Source organism: Pseudoalteromonas sp. LC2018020214 (assembly GCF_016598755.1).
Classification (GTDB): Bacteria; Pseudomonadota; Gammaproteobacteria; order Enterobacterales; family Alteromonadaceae; genus Pseudoalteromonas; species Pseudoalteromonas distincta.
Genome location: NZ_CP066804.1, coordinates 3540551 through 3564122 on the forward strand (window position 1 = coordinate 3540551; position 23572 = coordinate 3564122).

Sequence of the window (23572 nt, forward strand, 5' to 3'; positions counted from 1 at the left end):
TTGAAGCCTGGTAATGTCCTACTTTCACATAGCAAATGCTACACTATCATCGGCGCTGTTTCGTTTCACTACTGAGTTCGGCATGGAGTCAGGTGGGTCCAAAACGCTATTGTCACCAAGCAAATTTGGGCGTTAATTCGTATTTCTACGCACTAACTGAATTTGGAAAATATCTGATAATATTTTTTAAGTCTTTCTAAGTAATGTCTACTTTAGTCATATTAACTTCTGTCTAAACTGTCGCATAAAACGCGTTTGGCGTTGTATGGTTAAGCCTCACGGGTAATTAGTACAAGTTAGCTTAATGGCTCACACCACTTCCACATCTTGCCTATCAACGTTGTAGTCTTCAACGGCCCTTCAGAGACTTTAAAAGTCTAGTGAGAACTCATCTCGAGGCCTGCTTCGCGCTTAGATGCTTTCAGCGCTTATCAGTTCCGAACGTAGCTACCGGGCAATGCCATTGGCATGACAACCCGAACACCAGCGGTTCGTTCACTCCGGTCCTCTCGTACTAGGAGCAACCCCTCTCAATTCTCAAACGCCCACGGCAGATAGGGACCGAACTGTCTCACGACGTTCTAAACCCAGCTCGCGTACCACTTTAAATGGCGAACAGCCATACCCTTGGGACCGACTTCAGCCCCAGGATGTGATGAGCCGACATCGAGGTGCCAAACACCGCCGTCGATATGAACTCTTGGGCGGTATCAGCCTGTTATCCCCGGAGTACCTTTTATCCGTTGAGCGATGGCCCTTCCATTCAGAACCACCGGATCACTATGACCTACTTTCGTACCTGCTCGACGTGTCTGTCTCGCAGTTAAGCTGGCTTCTACCATTACACTAACCGTACGATGTCCGACCGTACTTAGCCAACCTTCGTGCTCCTCCGTTACTCTTTAGGAGGAGACCGCCCCAGTCAAACTACCCACCAGGCACTGTCCGTAACCCCGATTCAGGGGCCAACGTTAGAACATCAAAACTACAAGGGTGGTATTTCAAGGTTGACTCCACAACAACTAGCGTCGCTGCTTCAAAGTCTCCCACCTATCCTACACATGTAGGTTCAATGTTCAGTGCCAAGCTGTAGTAAAGGTTCACGGGGTCTTTCCGTCTAGCCGCGGGTACACAGCATCTTCACTGCGATTTCAATTTCACTGAGTCTCGGGTGGAGACAGCGTGGCCATGGTTACACCATTCGTGCAGGTCGGAACTTACCCGACAAGGAATTTCGCTACCTTAGGACCGTTATAGTTACGGCCGCCGTTTACCGGGGCTTCGATCAAGAGCTTCTCCCTAAGGATAACCCCATCAATTAACCTTCCGGCACCGGGCAGGTGTCACACCGTATACGTCATCTTGCGATTTTGCACAGTGCTGTGTTTTTAATAAACAGTCCCAGCCACCTGGTCACTGCGGCTCCCGTCCGCTTAGAGAGCAAGTCTCATCACAGATAGGAGCGTACCTTCTCCCGAAGTTACGGTACGATTTTGCCTAGTTCCTTCACCCGAGTTCTCTCAAGCGCCTTAGTATTCTCTACCTGACCACCTGTGTCGGTTTGGGGTACGATTCCATATAATCTGAAGCTTAGAGGCTTTTCCTGGAAGTATGGCATCAACAACTTCATCACCGTAGTGACTCGTCTCGTGTCTCAGTCTTAATAGCAACCCGGATTTACCTAAGTCGCCAACCTACTCACTTTCACATGGACTACCAACGCCATGCTTGTTTAGCCTGCTCCGTCCCCCCATCGCAATTATATCGAGTACAGAAATATTAATCTGTTTCCCATCGACTACGCCTTTCGGCCTCGCCTTAGGGGTCGACTTACCCTACCCTGATTAACATGGGATAGGAACCCTTGGTCTTCCGGCGTGGGAGTTTTTCACTCCCATTATCGTTACTCATGTCAGCATTCGCACTTCTGATACGTCCAGCATACCTCCCGGTACACCTTCAACCGCTTACAGAACGCTCCCCTACCACTCATCCTAAGATGAATCCGCAGCTTCGGTGCATAGTTTAGCCCCGTTACATCTTCCGCGCAGACCGACTCGACCAGTGAGCTATTACGCTTTCTTTAAAGGATGGCTGCTTCTAAGCCAACCTCCTGGCTGTCTGGGCCTTTCCACATCGTTTCCCACTTAACTATGACTTTGGGACCTTAGCTGGCGGTCTGGGTTGTTTCCCTCTTCACGACGGACGTTAGCACCCGCCGTGTGTCTCCCGGATATTACTTTACGGTATTCGGAGTTTGCAAAGGGTTGGTAAGTCGGGATGACCCCCTAGCCTTAACAGTGCTCTACCCCCGTAAGTATTCGTCCGAGGCTCTACCTAAATAGATTTCGGGGAGAACCAGCTATCTCCCGGTTTGATTAGCCTTTCACTCCTAGCCACAGGTCATCCCCTAACTTTTCAACGTTAGTGGGTTCGGTCCTCCAGTTGATGTTACTCAACCTTCAACCTGCCCATGGCTAGATCACCGGGTTTCGGGTCTATACCTTGCAACTAGTCGCCCAGTTAAGACTCGGTTTCCCTACGGCTACCCTATTCGGTTAACCTCGCTACAAAATATAAGTCGCTGACCCATTATACAAAAGGTACGCAGTCACCCAACAAGTGGGCTCCTACTGCTTGTACGTACACGGTTTCAGGTTCTATTTCACTCCCCTCACAGGGGTTCTTTTCGCCTTTCCCTCACGGTACTGGTTCACTATCGGTCAGTTGGGAGTATTTAGCCTTAGATGATGGTCCACCTATATTCAGTCAAAGTTTCACGTGCTCCGACCTACTCGATTTCACTTAAAATGTCTTTTCATGTACGGGACTATCACCCTGTATCGTGGCACTTTCCAGAGCCTTCCATTAACACATAATAAGCTTAAGGGCTGTTCCGATTTCGCTCGCCGCTACTTTCGGAATCTCGGTTGATTTCTTTTCCTACGGGTACTTAGATGTTTCAGTTCTCCGCGTTCGCCTCGTTAACCTATGTATTCAGTTAACGATACCTGCAAGCAGGTGGGTTTCCCCATTCGGAAATCCTAGTCTCAAGCGCTTTTTACTAGCTTGACTAGGCTTATCGCAAGTTAATACGTCCTTCATCGCCTCCAACTGCCAAGGCATCCACCGTGTACGCTTAGTCACTTAACCATACAACCCAAACGGGTCTTTGTTTTGTGACAGTTTAACTTCGCCAGAAGTTAATATTGAATACTAAAGTAGATACCAATCAATCAACTCATAAGAGTTAATTAAATGGCACTGAATGGTACTGCTACCATTCTTTTTTTACTTTTGAAAACTCTTGATAAATAACAACGTTATTCATCAGAATTTTATTATCAGCTTTTCCAAATTTTTAAAGAGCATATTAATTAGTTATTCCGAAGAACAAGCACTAATTAACAATCATCTGTGTGGACACTACGAACAAATAAGTTCTAAATCGTATAAGGAGGTGATCCAGCCCCAGGTTCCCCTAGGGCTACCTTGTTACGACTTCACCCCAGTCATGAATCACTCCGTGGTAAACGTCCTCCCGAGGGTTAGACTATCTACTTCTGGAGCAACCCACTCCCATGGTGTGACGGGCGGTGTGTACAAGGCCCGGGAACGTATTCACCGCGTCATTCTGATACGCGATTACTAGCGATTCCGACTTCATGGAGTCGAGTTGCAGACTCCAATCCGGACTACGACGCACTTTAAGTGATTCGCTTACTCTCGCGAGTTCGCAGCACTCTGTATGCGCCATTGTAGCACGTGTGTAGCCCTACACGTAAGGGCCATGATGACTTGACGTCGTCCCCACCTTCCTCCGGTTTATCACCGGCAGTCTCCTTAGAGTTCTCAGCATTACCTGCTAGCAACTAAGGATAGGGGTTGCGCTCGTTGCGGGACTTAACCCAACATCTCACAACACGAGCTGACGACAGCCATGCAGCACCTGTATCAGAGTTCCCGAAGGCACCAAACCATCTCTGGTAAGTTCTCTGTATGTCAAGTGTAGGTAAGGTTCTTCGCGTTGCATCGAATTAAACCACATGCTCCACCGCTTGTGCGGGCCCCCGTCAATTCATTTGAGTTTTAACCTTGCGGCCGTACTCCCCAGGCGGTCTACTTAATGCGTTAGCTTTGAAAAACAGAACCGAGGCTCCGAGCTTCTAGTAGACATCGTTTACGGCGTGGACTACCGGGGTATCTAATCCCGTTTGCTCCCCACGCTTTCGTACATGAGCGTCAGTGTTGACCCAGGTGGCTGCCTTCGCCATCGGTATTCCTTCAGATCTCTACGCATTTCACCGCTACACCTGAAATTCTACCACCCTCTATCACACTCTAGTTTGCCAGTTCGAAATGCAGTTCCCAGGTTGAGCCCGGGGCTTTCACATCTCGCTTAACAAACCGCCTGCGTACGCTTTACGCCCAGTAATTCCGATTAACGCTCGCACCCTCCGTATTACCGCGGCTGCTGGCACGGAGTTAGCCGGTGCTTCTTCTGTCAGTAACGTCACAGCTAGCAGGTATTAACTACTAACCTTTCCTCCTGACTGAAAGTGCTTTACAACCCGAAGGCCTTCTTCACACACGCGGCATGGCTGCATCAGGCTTGCGCCCATTGTGCAATATTCCCCACTGCTGCCTCCCGTAGGAGTCTGGGCCGTGTCTCAGTCCCAGTGTGGCTGATCATCCTCTCAAACCAGCTAGGGATCGTCGCCTTGGTGAGCCATTACCTCACCAACTAGCTAATCCCACTTGGGCCAATCTAAAGGCGAGAGCCGAAGCCCCCTTTGGTCCGTAGACATTATGCGGTATTAGCAGTCGTTTCCAACTGTTGTCCCCCACCTCAAGGCATGTTCCCAAGCATTACTCACCCGTCCGCCGCTCGTCAGCAAAGTAGCAAGCTACTTTCTGTTACCGCTCGACTTGCATGTGTTAGGCCTGCCGCCAGCGTTCAATCTGAGCCATGATCAAACTCTTCAATTAAAAAGTTTTATGTCTTTCGACAGCTCAATGAATTCTGAATTTTTGTTTTTGTTGCCAAAAACGAATTGACTGTGCGTTATTACTTTCACTTTTAAAAAAGTGAAATCAAAACAGCTCAAGGCTGAATCTTTTAATAACATATGGTCACTCAGTTTCAATTGAGACTCTAATTTGTTTGCCTCGCTACCTAAGTAGCTTGGCTGTTAGAACTCAATCTGTACGAGTGCCCACACAGATGATTGCTTTATATTGTTAAAGAACGTTGCGATTATAAAGTTGAACTTTACCTCGCTAGGGCTGCGCATATTACGCTTTCCTATTTTTTTGTCAACACTTAAATTTAAACTTTCTAAAAAGATTCACTCTAAGTTTTACTTAACACTCTGAGTTGTTCATGCTTCGCTATGCGTTGCTGTTTCCCGTCTCAGTGGGGTCGCATTATAGGGAGATCCGAAAACAGATCAACCCTTTTTTGAAGAAAACTTGAAATAATGTGCTGTTCGCACATATTTACATCGAAATGGTTACTTTAAACACTAAAAAGGCCCTGATGGGCCTTTTTAATTAGTTTACTATGAGCTTCCAGCCAAGTTTTCCTTGCTGTTTAGACTCTTGTTGCAGCTCACTGGCCATTAATGGATGATCTTTTAACCAGTTACTTTCAAACTTAAGGTCTAAGACTTCATTTTTAGCAGTTAACTCAAACTTAGGCAGTACATCATCTTGTCTGCGCATTGATAAAATGACTGCTATTCGTAGTAATCTCACTATATATTGCGCTAATAGACTATTTACGCCGAGTGAATTAAAACAACCTTTTGGAAAATCAGATCGATGTGCATCTGCTACCGCTACTATTAATTTATGCTCTGACTGTGAAAAACCAGGCATATCGGTATTTTCCAAAATATAAGCGGTATGTTTATGGTACTGCTTATACTCTATTAGTAATCCAATCTCATGAAGCTGCGCTACCGCTTTTAATAGTGGTAACCCATTTAAGCTTTCAATCGGCCAATCTTTATCAATACTCAGCGCTAACTGCATTGCCAAGCTTGAAACTCGACATGCTTGTTTTTGATCAACATGATAACGGCTCATAAACCCATCAACAGTGCGTTTGCGAATGTCGTTATTATGAAACTCCGGAACCATGCTATATAAAACACCTTCACGCAGTGCTCCACCCGCCAATCCCATTTTTTCTATTTCAAGAGATTCAAATAGTGCGATTAAGATTGCAAGTCCTGATACAAATACCAGTCGACGGTCTTCACTTAACCCAGGAAGGTCTAGCGCTGCAATAGTGCTAAATGCAATTGCTTGATCTTTTATAGTGTTGAGCTTTTCAAGTGTAAGTAAGTCGTCAAGATTTTGCGCGACCATAATTTCTTGAATTGCTTGTACTGTACCAGAAGCTCCAGATGCAATTTGCCATCCAGCTGCTTTATACTCTGGAGAAATTTCATCAATGACTGTACGAGCCGCTTTTATTGCTGCGTTAAAGTTACTCTTACTTAGTTGGCAATCTTTAAAATAGCGTTCAAGATAGGTAACACACCCCATATTGAGGCTTTTGTAATGTAGGGCATCAAATGCTTTACCAATTACAACTTCTGTACTTGCACCACCAATATCAATAACAAGCTGTTTGCCAGTACAAGATGAAGTATGGGCAACACCTTTATAAATTGTCCGCGCTTCTAATTCTCCGCTAATAACATTAATGTTATGACCTAGAATTTTTTCGGCATGATTTTTAAATACGTCGGCGTTAGTTGCTAAGCGTAAGGTAGCTGTTGCTACTATGGTGATGTTTTTGTCTGGGATATCTTGTAGACGCTCAGCAAAAAGGGCAAGGCATTCCCAGCCTCGCTGCATTGCTTCAGTGCTTAATACGTTTCCTTTATCAAGCCCTGCGGCTAATCGGACTTTGCGTTTAACACGTCCAATTGTTTGTAGACCGCCAGCAATTGATTTGGCAATAAGCATATGAAAGCTATTTGAGCCCAAATCAATAACTGCGTACACATTTTTTTGCGGTTTAAGTTGCCCCACCGTTCAAAAACCTCTAGTTACTACTACTTATACAAACGGTCGCTTACGACCGTCCTTTTTGGTAACTATTATTTGGGCGACGTCCGCTGTTATTACTACGGTTACGTGGACCTGTTGAATAGTTGCGCTTTCTTTGAATAATAGGCTGAGTTAAATCATCTAGCAATGCTGTTTTATCATAATGTGATAAAGGAATGCTGTGCTCTATATATTCTTCAATTTCATGCAGGTTGTATGCATATTGCTCACATGCAAAACTAATTGCGTGGCCTGATGCACCAGCGCGGCCAGTACGGCCAATACGATGAACATAATCTTCACAATCGTCAGGTAAATCAAAGTTAAACACATGACTTACTTCTGGAATATGAAGACCACGCGCTGCAACATCGGTCGCAACTAAAAAGTCTAAATCACCTTTGCTGAATTGCGCTAATATAGTTTGGCGTTTTTTCTGGTTTACATCACCAGTAAGCATACCTACACGATGACCGTCTGATTTAAGCCAAGCATATACTGTTTCACAACTGTGCTTGGTATTTGCAAACACGATTGCTTTCTCTGGCCATTCTTCTTCAATTAAGGTTAACAACAGCTTAATTTTATCTTCTTGCGAAGGATGAAATAGCTCTTCTTGAATACGTTTACCCGTTTTAACGTCAGGTTCAATTTGAACATGCTCTGGGTTTGTCATGTGCTCAAAAGCTAATTCTTGTACGCGGTACGATAATGTGGCAGAAAATAATAAGTTTAAACGCTTTGATGTATCTGGCATACGATCGAACATATAGCGAATATCTTTGATAAAACCTAAATCGAACATACGATCGGCTTCGTCCAGCACGACTACCTCAATTTCATTAAGGGTGTAACAGCCTTGCTTATACAGATCAATTAGGCGACCTGTAGTACCAATTAAAATATCAACGCCTTTTTCTAGTTGTGCACGTTGTTTTTCGTAATCTTCGCCACCATATACTAAACCTAAGTTAAGATTACAGTGCGGCGCTAAAATTTTAGCATCTTTGTGTATCTGAATCGCAAGCTCCCGAGTAGGGGCCATGATCAGGGCTCTTGGATGTTTACTAGGTGCTTTGCTAGATTGTAATAACCGATGGCACGTGGCGGTTAAAAACGCCAACGTTTTGCCTGTACCCGTTTGAGCTTGGCCCGCGATATCGCGTCCATCACAAATAAAAGGTAGGCATTTTGCTTGAATAGGTGTGCAATATTCAAACCCATTCTCGGTTAAACCGGCAACCACTTCCGGTGCGATAGCAAAGTCTGAAAACTTTTTATCGGTTAAATGTGTCTTAGTCATAGCGTTTAAGCATAACGTTTAAACTTGCAATAAGAAACAAGAGTGTTTAAATACGCACTAAATATTTCGCCTAACTAAATCGGAGAGCGCAATGAGCGAGAAAATAATCCAAATTACTGACGATAGCTTTGAAGCTGACGTATTACAATCAGACAAACCAGTACTAGTTGATTTCTGGGCTGAATGGTGTGGACCTTGTAAAATGATCGCCCCTATTCTTCACGAAGTTGCTGATGAATACGACAGCCGTGTGACTGTTGCTAAATTAAATATTGACCAAAATGCTGGCACACCGCCAAAGTTTGGTATTCGTGGTATCCCTACTTTACTTCTTTTTAAAGATGGCCAAGTAGCTGCAACGAAAGTAGGTGCTCTTTCAAAAACTCAACTTATCGAGTTTTTAGAAAACAACATCTAACGGTAAGCTAGAACAATAAAAAGGGCTTTTTTGCCCTTTTTTAAATTTATTTTGTATAAAGACTGGACGCTTTGCCAGTGAACTGCTAGTTTATAAAGCCAACTAATCCTTAGTTATATTCAACAAACCTCACTCAACGATCAAAGCGATTTTGAGTATGACAACTGTAATAAAGAACCCACCAATATGCATTTACGCGAATTAAAAGACAAGTCGATTAAAGAGCTTGTAGACTTAGCTGAGTCCATGGGGCTCGAAAACGTAGCCCGCTTAAGAAAGCAAGATATCATTTTTGCCATTCTTAAATCCCATGCCAAAGGCGGAGAGAATATCTTCGGCGGCGGTGTATTAGAGATTTTACAAGATGGTTTCGGCTTCTTAAGATCATCAGAAGCCTCTTACTTAGCTGGGCCAGATGACATTTATGTTTCACCTAGCCAAATTCGCCGTTTCAGCATGCGTACTGGCGATTCAATTTCAGGCCTTATTCGTCCACCTAAAGACGGTGAACGTTACTTTGCTTTACTTAAAGTAAATGAAGTTAACTTTGATAAACCTGAAAACTCTCGAACTAAAATTCTTTTTGAAAACCTTACTCCACTACATGCAAACGAACGTTTTCGCATGGAACGTGGTAACGGCAGTAAAGAAGATATTACAGCCCGTGTACTTGATTTAGCATCTCCAATTGGTCGCGGCCAACGTGGCTTGTTAGTAGCTCCGCCAAAAGCGGGTAAAACAATGCTACTTCAAAACATTGCACAATCAATTACGCATAATCATCCTGATGTAACATTAATGGTTTTACTTATTGATGAACGTCCGGAAGAAGTAACAGAGATGCAACGCCTAGTAAAAGGTGAAGTTATTGCATCAACGTTCGATGAGCCAGCTTCTCGTCACGTACAAGTTGCCGAAATGGTTATCGAAAAAGCAAAACGTTTAGTTGAACATAAAAAAGATGTTGTTATCTTATTGGATTCAATCACTCGTTTAGCACGTGCTTATAACACCGTTATTCCTTCATCAGGTAAAGTACTTACTGGTGGTGTTGACGCTAACGCATTACATAAACCTAAGCGCTTCTTTGGTGCTGCACGTAACGTTGAGGAAGGTGGTAGCTTAACAATCATAGCTACAGCGCTTATCGACACTGGCTCTAAAATGGATGAAGTTATCTACGAAGAGTTTAAAGGTACTGGTAACATGGAACTTCACCTTAACCGTAAAATTGCGGAAAGACGTGTATTCCCTGCTATCGACTTTAATCGTTCAGGCACTCGTCGTGAAGAATTACTAACAAAACCAGATGAGCTTCAAAAGCTTTGGATTTTACGTAAAATTGTTCATGACATGTCAGAAATTGATGCAATGGAATTCTTAATCGATAAACTATCGATGAGCAAAACCAATGATGAATTTTTTGATTCGATGAGACGCCAATAAAGCGTTTTAGCTGAATAAAAAAAGCGCCTAAGGCGCTTTTTTTATGTCGGGATCAAACACAGTTTAACTTTCGTTATACTTTTTAAGTACACTCTGCAGCGTATCGACGAGCGCTTTAAAGTCATTCGCACTACTTTTTTGGGTCCTGCGTAAAAGGGCTCTATCTAAACTTTGAGCCGATTGCGCAATTTCATCTAAACCAAACATTTGCGCCGCTCCTAAAATGCGATGACTATCTTTTTGTAGCGCGGCTAAATCTTCACTTATAAAATGCTGAGTAATCGTTTCACTCTCCAAAGCAAAGCTTTGCTTAAAACTTATCACAAGATCGCTCATATCAACTTCATTTTGCTTTGTAATTGGCTGATCTTCTGCATTATGTAGGTGACTAGAAAGCGCTTTATAAAATGACTCTTTATCTATCGGTTTACCTAAGTAACCACTAAACCCTAACTCTAAATAGCCATCCACTTCATGACTCATAGCATTTGCAGTTAAAGCAAAAATAGGCCGCTCAAAACCACACTGTTTTAATAGCTGAAAAGCAGAACGCCCATCCATCACAGGCATTTGAATATCGAGTAGCACTAAATCAGGATACTCTTTTAAGCACTGCTCTACCGCTTGCTCACCATTTTCAACGGCAATAACCTCGAGCCCCATTGAACGTAAATAGCGGCTTATTAACCTTCGATTATCAGGGTGATCTTCTGCAAGTACAACACGCCCTGCCAATTGCTTATTTACCTTTGGAGCACTTTGAGTTTCAATCAGGCTTTGCGATTTATTTACTTCTGCGCACGGTAAAAAGAACGAAAACTGACTGCCCTTTTTGTATTCGCTTTGTACACTGATATAACCGCCCATCATCGCGGCTAATTGTTGCGATAAGCTAAGGCCTAACCCTGTCCCCCCAAAGCGACGGCTAATACTGTTATCAGCTTGGCTAAAGCATTCAAAAATAAGCTTTAACTGTTTAGAGCTCATACCAATACCGGTATCTTTTACAATAATCACTAGCCCTTGTTCACTCTTATTTAAAGCAATAATGATTTGGCCAGCGTGAGTAAACTTAATAGCATTAGCGCATAAATTTATAAGAATCTGTTTTACGCGTATTAAATCCAGCTTAGTGTAAAACTCATTACCCACTTGATTGTCTAAAATAAGGCGTAGATTTTTTGCTTTTGCTTGAGTGATAAACATTGCATGTACGTCATTTACAAGCTCTACAATATCAAAGCACGAAATATTTAACTCTAATCTATTGGCTTCAATTTTACTTAAATCGAGTACATCATTTATTAAGCTTTTTAAATGGTCACTGTGACGCTGAATTACTCTTAGTTCATCTTTAAGTGACTCAGGCTCATATAATTCATTAATTAAAGCATCTGTTTGCCCTAAAATAGCCGTTAGTGGAGTGCGGATTTCGTGGCTAATATTGGCCAAAAACTGGCTTTTAACATCGTTAGCTTCTCTTAGCTCCTGTGCTATTGCCTGTAACTCGGCAGTGCGCTGCGTAACTTGCTCTGTTAACTGCTGCTTAGCACGTTTTTCTGCGCCACGGCGGTAAAGCGCAATACCAGTTACAACAACCAAAAGTAATAGTAAAAAAGAGAATAAAGTAAGCTGAGAACGCTGCGACATTTTTAGCTCTTGCACACGTCGATCTTGTTTAAGTTTTTCTATCTCTTGGTTTAATTGGGTTGCTTTAAATTGATGCTGAAGTACCGCTAATGCATTTATAATTGCTGTACTTCTGAGTTTTCGTAGCTCACTAATATATTCTTGTTGCAAGGCCATTGCGCTTGAATAATCGCCTTTACTGGCTTCAAGTAGTGCTTTAGTCCCTAAACCCTCCCTAATTATTCGCTCACTGCCATATTCGTGGGCAAGTGAAATAGCTCTATCTAAACTTATTTTCGCCTCTTCTAAGTTGCCTTTAACAAACTGAATTTTACCAAGCGCATGTAGCGCATTAAGCTCTAAATTATGGTTACCTATTTTAAGCGCATAGTACTCACCTAATTTAGCTTGCTCGTACGCTTCATCTACTTTTTTTAACACTAAATTAGTATTTGCCAAGTTGGTATATTGCGTAGATAACTTATTGTAATCATTGGCTGAAATATAATAACGCAGCGCTAGCTGGTAATAATGAAGTGCTAAGTCAAATTGATTACTCTCCATATGAGCAACACCCATATTGTTGTATACCTGCGCAATACCGCTTTTATCATCTAACCGCTGATAAACTTTAAGTACATCTTGATAAAGACTAAATGCACTATCGTAGCGTGATAAGCGTATATAAACGCCAGCTATATTAAGTAATATGTCGGTTTGATCTTGCTCACTACCGTGCGCTTCGTAAATAGCTTTTGCCTTTAAGTAAAACTCTAGGGTATCGCCTAGCTTATTCATATTAAAATAAGCCAAACCAATATTATTTAGTAAATTTGCTTGTTCAAGTAGTTGTTCATTTTTTTCAGCTAATACTAGGGTGCGGGTATATTCACTTATGGCCTTTTGAAATAAGCCTTGATAAAAAAGTGCTACACCTTGCATTTTTATTGCACGAAAGTGCTCGTCAGGAAAGAAAGTATCTGAAGTGTTTTTTTCTAATAATTTAAAATAGTGTAAAGATTCTTTAAAATTATCAGCCGATAACGCACTATTACCTAATGCCGAATAAACAGCGACACGCTCTTTTTTAGAAACGTTTTTATTGGCAAGTAACGTATTTGCTAATTGTAATTTAGGCTCCCACTGCACTTCGTTTTTGAATTGCTCAAATAACGAATCACTATTTTGGGCATAGCTAGGAGCTATTAGTACACAGCATATAGTAAATAAGAGGCATTTAAACTTGCCCAGCATAATTTTAATCCTTCAAACCGTTACTTATATCAGTGTAATCTTTATTGAAGATACACTAACTACTAGGGCCTAAACAATGCTTAACCCACTGATTGATGAGATTTTTGAGCTGATATTAACAAGGCAGGTTTGGCAAGTTCATACTTTAGCAGCAGAACTGACAAACCGCAGCGCAATAACAACACTCGATAAAAGCCCTGAACGTGATTTATTTAAACGTAACTTTTTAATTATGAATGCATTGTACCAACTGCAGGCACAATTACGCCCTCAAAGTTTACTCATTTCAACTCTGCATATCGAGCTTTTAGAAAAAGAAGATAATAGTTTAGTAACAACGAACGAAAATTTGCGAGATTATTATTTAGATTGGCGTAATTACGATACCGGTGAAGAGAAAATTGATGAGCTTTTGAATAGTTTTTGGCGTCAGTTTAAAACGACATCACCACAACAAGTATTAAATGACAATGAATTTAAAGCGTTGGCTTTAGAATGGAAGTTACCTGAAAATTTCACTCTTAAAAACGTTCAAAAGCGCTGGAGACAACTTGCATTACAGATGCACCCAGATAAACCAAATGGTTGTGAAGTTAAGTTTAAAAAAATAAAATTACAATACGAGCAGCTAAAGGTAGCTGCTCGCTAATTTGTTAATTTAGCTATTTAAATTAACGAGTAAGGCGACGAGCGCGTATTTTACGCCCTTTAATGTTGCCTTCGGTTAGTTTGCGAAGTGCTGGTTTTGATGAGTTACGTTCAACAGCAACAAATGCTACGTTATCAAGTACGTTAATTTTACCTACTTGACGACCTGCAACCCCATCCTTACCTGTTAGAGCACCAAGAATATCGCCTGCACGTACTTTTTGCTTTTTACCTGAATCAATCATCAAAGTAACCATTTCAGGGCGGTACGGCGGTTTATCTAATAAATTAAACGGCGGCATTTGCTCTGGAGTAATATCACGCTCGTAATGATCGCCAATTTGTGCAATTTTAAACGCTTCAGCTTCACCGTAAATAGAACAAGCAATGCCCTTTTTACCAGCACGTCCAGTTCGGCCAACACGGTGAACATGTGTTTGCGTGTCATGTGCTAAATGGTAGTTAATAACCATATCCATGTCATCAATATCTAAACCTCGTGCAGCAACATCGGTTGCAACAAGTATTGAAGCACTTTTATTTGAAAAGTGAATTAGCGTACGTTCACGATCGCGTTGCTCTAAATCACCGTGCAATGCAACAGCGCTGAAGCCTTCGTCAGCTAAATCATCACACACTTGTTGAGTTTCTACTTTGGTATTACAAAATACAACACAGCTTTGTGGTGTAAATTTAAGAAGTAATAACTTAAGCGTTGGATAGCGCTGCTTATTGTTATCCATTTTGTAGAAGTACTGCTTAATTGTGCTTTTGGCTTGCTCTTCTTCTACTTTAACCATTTCTGGGTTTTTAAGTACACGCTTAGCAATTGCTTCAATAGCTCTTGGGAATGTAGCACTAAATAACAATGTTTGACGATTTTGTGGAATACGCTCAATAATTGCATCAAGTGTGTCTTGAAAACCCATATCAAGCATTTGATCGGCTTCATCAAGCACCAATGTCTCCACATCATCTAAGCGTAGAGTACCTTTACGAATATGGTCATCAACACGCCCAGGTGTGCCAACAATAATATGCGCACCATGTTCAAGTGAACCTATTTGCGGGCCAATTGAAACACCACCACATAACGTCAATATTTTAATGTTATGAATGCCGCGCGCTAATTTACGCATTTCTACCGCAACCTGCTCGGCAAGTTCGCGAGTCGGACACAAGACTAAAGATTGAATACGAAAGCGTTTTACGTTTAATTTAGCTAACACACCCAAGCTAAACGCAGCAGTTTTACCTGAACCGGTTTTTGCCTGAGCAATGATGTCTTTACCAGCAAGTACAGGCGGCAAACTTTGCGCTTGTACAGGTGTCATGTGGGCATAGCCAAGGGTTGATAAGTTATCAACGAGTCCAGCCGGTAAAGCCAAAGATGAAAAAGCAGTTGAAGTCACAGTAAGTTCCATAGCAATAAAATAACATGGGAGAAAGCCCCACTAATATGCAGCTTATAATAGCAGAATTCGTAATTGGCAACCATTAACAAACACATTATAAAACATGTTAATGAAAGGTGTTGAAAATGATAGTAGTTTGCATTAAGATCGCGATTGTTTTTTACATACCTGCGCTGGAAGCAATTAATGAAACTGAATTCTATTTATATAGCACTATTAGCAAGCATTACAACAAGCACATATGCAAACACTACCGACCTTGAACGCATAGAAGTAAAGGGTAGCTACTTTAACGATTACAAAGTAGATAACGCTAATGGCGCAATGAGAACATCAGCTTCATTACTTGAAACTGCACAATCTGTCACTGTAATAACCGACACTATTATTAGCGAACAGCTTGCCACTACACTTGGCGAAGTACTCACAAATGACGCAAGCTTAACTGCAGGCTCACAACAACGAAATCGTGAAGTATTTAACTTACGCGGCTTTGAGCTGAGCTCATCGACAGGTTATTTACGCGACGGTCATCAGCATTGGTCGCACTATCAGCAACCAATCGAAATTTTGCAACAAGTTGAAGTAATTAAAGGCCCATCAAGTATTTTATATGGTCAGTCAGGCCCGGGTGGCTTGGTTAACATGGTAACTAAAAAGCCTACAGCACAAACATTATTTAATGCCAGTGCCGATGTAGATCAGCATGGGTCAACGCGCTTTATGGTTGATGCTGCAGGTGCATTAACTGAATCAGAAGATTTACGTGCTCGCGGGATTTTAGTAAAGCAAGACGTTGACTACTGGCGTGAATACCAAAATGGTGAAAACCGTGAACGCGACCGCTTTTTAGGTGCTTTAGTTGTAGATTACGATATTAGCGATAACGCATTAGTCCGTGTGCATTACGACCGCACAGATGACGAAGCAGGTTTAGATACTGGCGCATGGATAGACGATAATGCCAATATAATTGGTAGCGATAAAACAATCCGTGATATGTCTTGGGCGTTTACCGATATTACCGTAGAAAACCTAGGTGTAGACCTAGAAGTATTTTTAACCGATAACTGGCAAGTAAAACTTGGTTACAACGAACAAACGTTTGAGCGCCAACGCTTTGAGTCAGCACCTCGCATGCCTAGTGGCATTACTGAAGGTGACAGCTATGAATCTCGTCCTTACGACCGTTTTGACGATTGGCAATTTAAAACTGCATTTATTGATTTTATAGGTGAATTTAAAACAGGTAGCTTACAGCATCAGTTTTTAATTGGCGCAAACTCGCTAGATTACTACTACGGGCAACGCCGTACTTCTGCTGACTACTTTGATTTTTCTGCAGGACAAGCAGAACCATCACGCCCATCTGTAAGTTATAAAACAGATGATACAGTAAGCGAAACTGAATACGACTATTACGGTATTTACGTTCAGGACTTAATTTCGTTCTCACCACAATGGCAATTATCGCTAGGTGGCCGTTACGATAAGCAAACTCGAGAAGGTGCAGATAACGAGTCATTTGTACCAAAGGTAGGTGTGCTTTATCATCCAAATACTTCGGCAACTATATATGCAAGTTACTCAGAAGGTTTTGAGCCTCAAGGTAGTGAAACTCTGATTGATGAAACCGATGTAAATAATGGCATGAAGCTAGATGCCATTACCTCAGAGCAAAGAGAGATTGGTATTAAATGGCAATTATTTGATGACCGTTTACTGCTTACAGGTGCAATTTTTGATATTAGTAAAGAAGGCACACTTGTTAGCGAACAGCTTGAGACGCCTATTGGCTCATTCACAAGTGAAACAAACCAAGTGGGTGAACAACGCCATAAAGGTGTTGAAGTAAGCGCACAAGGTGCTGCTACTGACCGCTTATTTGTTATGGCATCAACTATGTATCTAGATGCTAACTTTGAACGCGATGAAGTATTGGAAGGTAAGCGCCCTACCGATGCACCAAAATGGTCGGCATCACTTTGGACTCGTTATGAATTAAACGACGCCATTGCCATTAACGCAGGCGCTTTTTATGAAGGCGAGCGCTTTGCAGATAGCGATAATACAATTACTAAAGATGCATATACACGTGTTGATGTTGGCGCCACTTATAAGTTTAACTTAAGCAATACCGATATTAACTTACGCCTTAACATCGAAAACTTATTTGATAAAAGCTATTTAGGTGGTGGCGGCACTAGTAATGTAACTGTTGGCGAGGGTACAAATCTTCGTTTAGCAGCGCAATTTAGCTTTTAATTAAATGCCTTAAATAACAGTGTTAAAAGATAGCCCGCGTACATTTATGCGGGCTTTTTTTATATCTAAACGTTTATACCTAACAGCATTAAACCTATTACAAAGCCTATTCATCTCATCTATTTTTTATCATGTTTGTTACATGTTCTAATAGCGCTAATTATTAAAAAGGCTTACCCAAATGAAAAAATTAATTACCGCACTGCTGCTTACTAGCAGTATGGCTGCAAACGCTAACAACGCCGAATTTACCCAAAAGCAATTACAACAAGTCAATGAAGTGCGCACCTCTGCACTAAATAGTGATCTAAGCTATAAATTACTAGAGTCATTAACAACTGAGGTTGGCCCTCGCTTACCTGGTACTGAAAATGATAAAAAAGCAGTGGCATGGGCTAAAGCTAAATTTAATGAGCTTGGTTTTGATAAAGTATGGCTTGAAGAAGCGACTTTTCCTGAATGGCGCCGTTATAGCGAAAGCGGAAAAATACTAACACCAAGCGAGCAACCTCTACATTTAACTGCATTAGGTAACAGTATAAGCACGCCTAAAGATGGGATCACAGCGCCAGTAGTCTTATTCGAAACACTTGATGAGCTAATTGCAGCACCTGCAAATAGCCTAAAAGGTAAAATTGCGTATATTAATTACCGCATGAACCGCGATATAGACGGGAATGGTTACGGACCTGCTGTAAAAGCACGTGGCACAGGCGCTATAGAGGCGTCTAAAAAAGGCGCTGTTGCCTACATGATGCGCTCGGTAAGTACTGGTCATCATCGTTTTGCACACACTGGCGGTAGTTACTACAAAGAAGGTGTTACAAAAATACCTAATGTAACCATTGCTAACCCAGATGCAGATCAGATTGCACGACTCATTGCTTTGGATAAAGACGTATCGGTAAATATTAATGTGCAAACTGAAAGCCTTGGTGAAGGCACTGGTTATAACGTTATTGGCCAATTTAATGGTACCGAAAACCCTGAGCAATATGTATTAATTGGCGGGCATTTAGATTCTTGGGACTTAGGGACTGGCGCACTAGATGACGGTGCAGGCGTTGCGCTAACAATGGCAGCCGCTAAACATATTAGCGATGTAAAACGTCCTAAGCGAAGTATTCGTGTGGTACTTTTTGCAGCTGAAGAGCTAGGTCTTTGGGGTGCAAAAGCTTATTTTGCAGAGCATAAAAACGAGCTAAGCAATATTGTTGCAGCCGCTGAGTCTGATTTTGGCGCCGATGTTGTATATGCTTTTGAATCGAACGTAAGCGCAGAGTCACTTCCTGTAGTGCGTGCTATTGCAAAAGAACTTTCGCCGTTAAATATTGAGCATATTGGTAAAAACCAAGCGAATGGTGGCCCTGATCTAATTCCACTTAAAGCAGCAACCTCGGCACCTATTTTTGAACTTGCTCAAGATGGAACAGATTACTTTGATTACCACCATACAGCTGACGATACGCTTGATAAAGTAACACCTACTAAGCTTCGTCAAAATACCGCTGCATACGCTGTATTTGCTCTAATGGCTGCTGATGCAAAAACAACAATTAAGCCTAAAGCTCAAAATAAGTAATAACAGACATACTTACTTACAGTTTGTAGCTTTAACTAACACGCTTCTTGTTTTACCTTTAGGTAATTAAACAAGGAGCGTGCTTTATGTTACTTTTCAACACGAGTGAATCATTTCCATATTTTGCACAAACAACACGCTGCCCTCATTGTCAAAGCGACGCCTATCATTTAGTAAATAAAAGCCGCTATTTACGGTTTAGTATTTTACCTATGTTTGCCTTAAAATTAAGTTATAAACGCGAGTGCTATCAATGCGGAAAAAGCGAACCTGTAAAAATAACGCAACTACCGTTAATAGAAAAACTAAGCCTACCTAAATACTTTATTGGTGTATTTTTATTACTTTGGATTGTTTTATTTTTTTATCAACAGCACCTTAATAGCGAGACTCGAAAGGAAGGCTATTTAAATACGCCTAAAATATATGATACTTACTTAGTACACGCCGACAAATTTACACACGAGCCCTGGACCCTAACCAATTTAAGAATTGCTCAAATTTTAAATTTTGACGAACAATTTATTACCTTTCAGATAAGCAACTACAGCTATAAACGTAATAATAGTATTACTTTGGCAATGCGTACTAGCCAGCTAATTCAAGACAATTACTTTTCCACTAAAACAATCACCCTCCCTCGTGATGAAGTAGCACGCCTTTACAACGACGAAGCTATTTACGACGTGCTGCGCCCCTATGCCAACATCCTTTATGGTGGGTTTGTGATGCATCCTCCCAAACCTAAGCCACTATATAAAGGCTTAAAGCTCGATAAAAACAATCAACAAGGCATTATTTATTTTAAAGATGGTTTGTTTGTTGAAGCATTTAATAGCTTTAAACAAGCTGCTGAAGCGGGCTCTCAATGGGGGCAATTAAATTTAGCGCAAATGTATCGTGATGGTCAGGGAATAGATCAGGATCAACAGCAGGCTATTTATTGGTACAAAAAGGCTATTGAGCAAAAAAATACTAAAGCACAATTTGAATTGGAATCTCTTTGTAAAATAGCTAACTGTGAATGAGTGAATTTCAATATAGCTGGCGCAACAAGTACGCCAGCTTGGAATTATTTTTTAAATAACTTTGTATAACCTACATGTATAAGCACAACAACTAAGCCAGCAATCACGCCTAGCAAACCATCAAACAATAGAGGAGCTAATACCTCTCCTGTACCGCCAGCAACAGATTGGGCATAGTTTGTTACATCGACTTGAGTATGATGCAGTAACTCAACACCATGTACTAAAATCCCGCCACCGACTAAAAACATCGCGATGGTGCCCGCAAATGCTAAAAACTGCATCAACCTAGGCGCTGCTGCGAGTAAGCCTTTCCCAAGTAATTCTTTAAATTTATTAGCTGTTACCTTTGATTGGTTGAGTAAATAAAGTCCGGCATCATCCAGTTTTACAATACCTGCCACTAAGCCATAAACACCAATAGTCATTATAATTGCGATAACACAAAGCACTAAAGCTTGATTAAGCAATGTAGCACCTGCCACAGTACCTAAAGTAATCACAATAATTTCGGCAGAAAGAATAAAGTCGGTTCTTATTGCCCCTTTTATTTTTTGTTTTTCGTACTCAACTAAATCTAATTTCTCACCCTCGTCTACCGCTTCACTGTTATGAGGCAAAAACTTAGCAAATACTTTTTCAGCTCCCTCAAAACATAAAAACAAACCACCCATCATTAAAAGCGGTGTTATTAACCAAGGCAGCCATACGCTTATTAATAAAGCAGCGGGTACGAGTATCGCTTTATTTAAAAATGAGCCCTTTGCCACAGCCCAAACAACCGGTAATTCACGCTCTGCTGCTACACCTGTAACCTGCTGCGCATTGAGCGCTAAGTCATCGCCTAATACACCCGCTGTTTTTTTTGTTGCAACCTTACTCATTGTCGCAATGTCATCAAGTAAAGTGGTTATATCATCTAATAACGTTAAAAGGTTAGTGCCTGCCATAAAGCTTCCGAGCTCAAAAAATATTGCTATAAACATAACTTAAAGCGCTACTTTCACCAACGGTTAATTTTGCTTTGTTATTCTTACATTAGATTAAAATTTTGCCCTGTGTTTTAACTAACGCTTAAAGAAGATGGGAGGAAAAATGAAAGTATATTTAGCATTAATCGCTATTTTACTAAGCTTAACCGCTTGTAGTGATTTAAAAACCAGTACTGCTTACCAATGCGATGATGAGAGCGTAAAACTCAACATCATTAACAATTCTGAAGCCGAACTTATCTTTAACAATAAAGTGCATGTACTTAATCACGAAAAAAGTGCATCAGGGAATAAATATATAAGTGAAGAGGTACTGTTTTGGGGTAAGGGTAATGAAGCCATGTTAATCATCGCAGGTAAAAAAAGACAGTGCACCAAGGCTTAACATAAAAACAACCAATAAATTACAATAATGCTACAATAATTAAAGACCCATTATTGTGATGAAGTTATGCGTTCAATTGCGATCAAACATAAAATAATTTTAGCCTTTACAGCCATTGGCATGTTGGTGCTAACAAGTAGTGTATTTTTTTATTGGTCATTAAACAAAATTAGCGTTAACAATACCCGAACCGAAAAATTAGCGGTTCCGGTACAACAGTTCAGCAAAGATTTAAGGCTATCATTACTGTCTATTACCAAATTTAACGCCTTAGCTTACAGCCAAGCAAACCTTGATTTACTTCAACAAAATAAAAAACAGGTGCAAGTTGAGCAACAACAATTTAGCGATATGCTCAATTTGTTAAGCACTCAACTAAATCAACAAATAACAATGCAAAATTTACTCGCCAGTACCAACGCAGGTTTCGAGCAACTGACTGAAGTAAGTTTCGCAATGTTCAGCGCTAAAGAGCGTAAGTTTGTAGCGCAAAATTCCACCATAGAATTATCAGCAACGTTTAACGAGCAACTTTACAATTTAAGTTCTAACTTACTTGATATAGAACTTTTAGAAGTGCCTGTAAAACAGCAGGCGTTACTTAATGCTATGTTTGGAACAGCGACCCGTATAGACGATTTATTGTTTAACTTAAGTAATAATATAAAAAGCATTACTCAAACTACAAGTATCAATGATTTAAATAGCCATCAGCAAGATACCCTATTTCTACTAGATAACATCCAACCTAATTTCACCTATTTAGAGCAACAAGCGCTACCTTTTAATAATGCGTTTAATGCTAAAAATTTAACGGCTAAGTTTAATCAATTAAGAGAGTTACTTAACAACGATACAGGAATTTATGCCCAACAAAATAAAGTACTCAAAAGTACTATTGCTGCGGCTCAAAATTTTGAACACTTTCAACAGCAATTTATAACAACAGAAGGTCAGCTTATTGAACTTAATAAATTGGCTGATGAGCGCTTTAATGCCTTACAAACTAATGCAAAGGCCGCCATAAATACAGGGATTAGTTCTGTAGTAATTATTACGATTGTTTTAATTATATTGATTATCGCTATCTCTATTTTTACAACGCGTGCAATGCTAAAACCGCTTAAAAAAGTAAACCGCGATTTAGCCCGAATCGCCTCAGGTGATTTATCAAAGCGAAGCCACCCACGTAGTAAAGATGAATTTGGTACTTTGCTAAATAACATAAATAAACTCAGTGAAGACCTTACTAACCTAATTGGTGCAATTAGTAGTGACGCCCACGAGCTAGACCGCAGCGCTATTAAAACCAGTGAAAAAGGTCAGCAAATGACGGTTGTTGCACAACAGCAGTTAGAGCGAAGCGCGCAGGCAACATCGCTTGCACAAAATATGCTAATCAACTCACAAGCGGTTTATGAACAAGCAGATAAAACATCAAGTGAAATAACAAACGCATCGCAATTTGCAAATGATGTAAACGAGATTGCTAATCAAAATAGTCTAAGTATAGAAACTTTATTACAGCGTCTTGATAAAGCAGTAGGCAGCACAGAAGAGCTCGCACAGTACACTCAGCTTATTGAAGCCATTGTTGAAACAATTAGTAGCATTGCAGAGCAGACTAACTTACTTGCACTTAATGCTGCAATTGAAGCAGCGCGAGCGGGTGAAAACGGACGCGGGTTTGCTGTAGTTGCTGATGAGGTTCGATCATTAGCTGCACGTACACAAACCTCGACTAGCGAAATAAACACCATGATCCAAACATTGCAACAACACACTAAAACAACTCAAGAACACATTACTGATGGCCAACACCAAGCCAAGCAATGTGTTAAAAACAGCACTGAACTAAATAAAGCCGTAGAGCGTATTAAAAGCACATTGTTGTCTGTTAATCAGATGAGTGAGCAAATTGCTCATGCATCACATGAGCAATTGACTAACAGTGGCGACATTCAACAAATAATGGCAAAGGTGACAGAGCAAGCAACCTTGAATGCCCAAAACGCGACAACCCTAGCAAGCGAAAGTGAAGACGTAAACCAACTTGCACACTCTTTAACGAGTGCCGTAGAGCGCTTTAAGTTTTAAGTGCAAGTAATGACTTGCCTTGCATGAAATGGGTATAATACTTTA

The 23572-nt window shown here is 41.0% G+C and carries 13 protein-coding genes and 3 rRNA genes; 8 read left to right on the forward strand and 8 right to left on the reverse strand.

Features of this window, described 5'->3' with window-relative positions; all coding sequences use genetic code 11:
• Positions 1-5 precede the first annotated feature (5 nt).
• The 5 genes from rrf to rhlB form a co-directional block, all read right to left on the reverse strand.
• A 5S ribosomal RNA gene (gene rrf, locus JG479_RS15880) occupies positions 6-120 on the reverse strand.
• Positions 121-265: 145 nt separating this feature from the next.
• Positions 266-3153: ribosomal RNA gene (locus tag JG479_RS15885) — 23S ribosomal RNA — on the reverse strand.
• A gap of 300 nt (positions 3154-3453) precedes the next feature.
• A 16S ribosomal RNA gene (locus JG479_RS15890) occupies positions 3454-4989 on the reverse strand.
• The 16S, 23S and 5S rRNA genes sit together here, the layout of an rRNA operon.
• 564 nt (positions 4990-5553) lie before the next feature.
• Entirely contained in the window at positions 5554-7047 is a 1494-nt protein-coding gene (gene gppA / locus JG479_RS15895) for a guanosine-5'-triphosphate,3'-diphosphate diphosphatase (RefSeq protein WP_002960939.1), read from the reverse strand.
• Positions 7048-7090: 43 nt separating this feature from the next.
• Positions 7091-8368: an ATP-dependent RNA helicase RhlB gene (rhlB, locus tag JG479_RS15900; RefSeq protein WP_002960940.1), complete on the reverse strand. Its 1278-nt coding sequence runs from the start codon at positions 8366-8368 to the stop codon at positions 7091-7093.
• A 91-nt stretch (positions 8369-8459) separates the two neighbouring features.
• On the opposite strand from rhlB, the gene trxA reads away from it, so the two are divergent.
• A complete protein-coding gene (trxA, locus tag JG479_RS15905; RefSeq protein ID WP_002960942.1) occupies positions 8460-8786 on the forward strand; it encodes a thioredoxin TrxA in 327 nt (108 codons plus the stop codon).
• Positions 8787-8972: 186 nt separating this feature from the next.
• A complete protein-coding gene (rho, locus tag JG479_RS15910; protein WP_002960945.1) occupies positions 8973-10232 on the forward strand; it encodes a transcription termination factor Rho in 1260 nt (419 codons plus the stop codon).
• A 63-nt stretch (positions 10233-10295) separates the two neighbouring features.
• Here rho and JG479_RS15915 read toward each other — a convergent pair whose 3' ends face one another.
• Positions 10296-13115, reverse strand: a complete 2820-nt coding sequence (locus tag JG479_RS15915; protein WP_002960946.1) for a tetratricopeptide repeat-containing hybrid sensor histidine kinase/response regulator — start codon at positions 13113-13115, stop codon at positions 10296-10298.
• 76 nt (positions 13116-13191) lie between these two features.
• Here JG479_RS15915 and JG479_RS15920 point away from each other — a divergent pair, with 76 nt between their 5' ends.
• Positions 13192-13764 (forward strand): DNA-J related domain-containing protein, encoded by a 573-nt coding sequence (locus JG479_RS15920; RefSeq protein WP_002960947.1) that lies wholly within the window; start codon positions 13192-13194, stop codon positions 13762-13764.
• Positions 13765-13786: 22 nt separating this feature from the next.
• On the opposite strand, the gene dbpA is transcribed toward JG479_RS15920, so the two are convergent.
• Complete coding sequence (dbpA, locus tag JG479_RS15925) at positions 13787-15175, reverse strand: ATP-dependent RNA helicase DbpA (protein WP_002960948.1); 1389 nt, start codon at positions 15173-15175, stop codon at positions 13787-13789.
• Positions 15176-15364: 189 nt separating this feature from the next.
• Here dbpA and JG479_RS15930 point away from each other — a divergent pair, with 189 nt between their 5' ends.
• The 3 genes from JG479_RS15930 (at position 15365) to JG479_RS15940 (ending at position 20053) form a co-directional block, all read left to right on the forward strand.
• Positions 15365-17443 carry a TonB-dependent siderophore receptor gene (locus JG479_RS15930; RefSeq protein WP_200219642.1) on the forward strand — a complete coding sequence of 693 codons (2079 nt, stop codon included), beginning with the start codon at positions 15365-15367 and terminating at the stop codon, positions 17441-17443.
• A gap of 181 nt (positions 17444-17624) precedes the next feature.
• Positions 17625-19025, forward strand: coding sequence for a M20/M25/M40 family metallo-hydrolase (locus JG479_RS15935; RefSeq protein WP_200219643.1), 1401 nt, complete (start codon positions 17625-17627; stop codon positions 19023-19025).
• Positions 19026-19111: 86 nt separating this feature from the next.
• On the forward strand, positions 19112-20053 hold the full coding sequence (locus JG479_RS15940; RefSeq protein ID WP_200219644.1) for a tetratricopeptide repeat protein: 942 nt from the start codon (positions 19112-19114) through the stop codon (positions 20051-20053).
• 44 nt (positions 20054-20097) lie between these two features.
• Here JG479_RS15940 and JG479_RS15945 read toward each other — a convergent pair whose 3' ends face one another.
• A complete protein-coding gene (locus JG479_RS15945) occupies positions 20098-21003 on the reverse strand; it encodes a DUF808 domain-containing protein (protein ID WP_024605924.1) in 906 nt (301 codons plus the stop codon).
• Positions 21004-21148: 145 nt separating this feature from the next.
• On the opposite strand from JG479_RS15945, the gene JG479_RS15950 reads away from it, so the two are divergent.
• A complete protein-coding gene (locus JG479_RS15950) occupies positions 21149-21430 on the forward strand; it encodes an MliC family protein (protein WP_182724818.1) in 282 nt (93 codons plus the stop codon).
• Between the two features lie 66 nt (positions 21431-21496).
• A complete protein-coding gene (locus JG479_RS15955) occupies positions 21497-23527 on the forward strand; it encodes a methyl-accepting chemotaxis protein (protein WP_200219645.1) in 2031 nt (676 codons plus the stop codon).
• Positions 23528-23572: the final 45 nt, after the last annotated feature.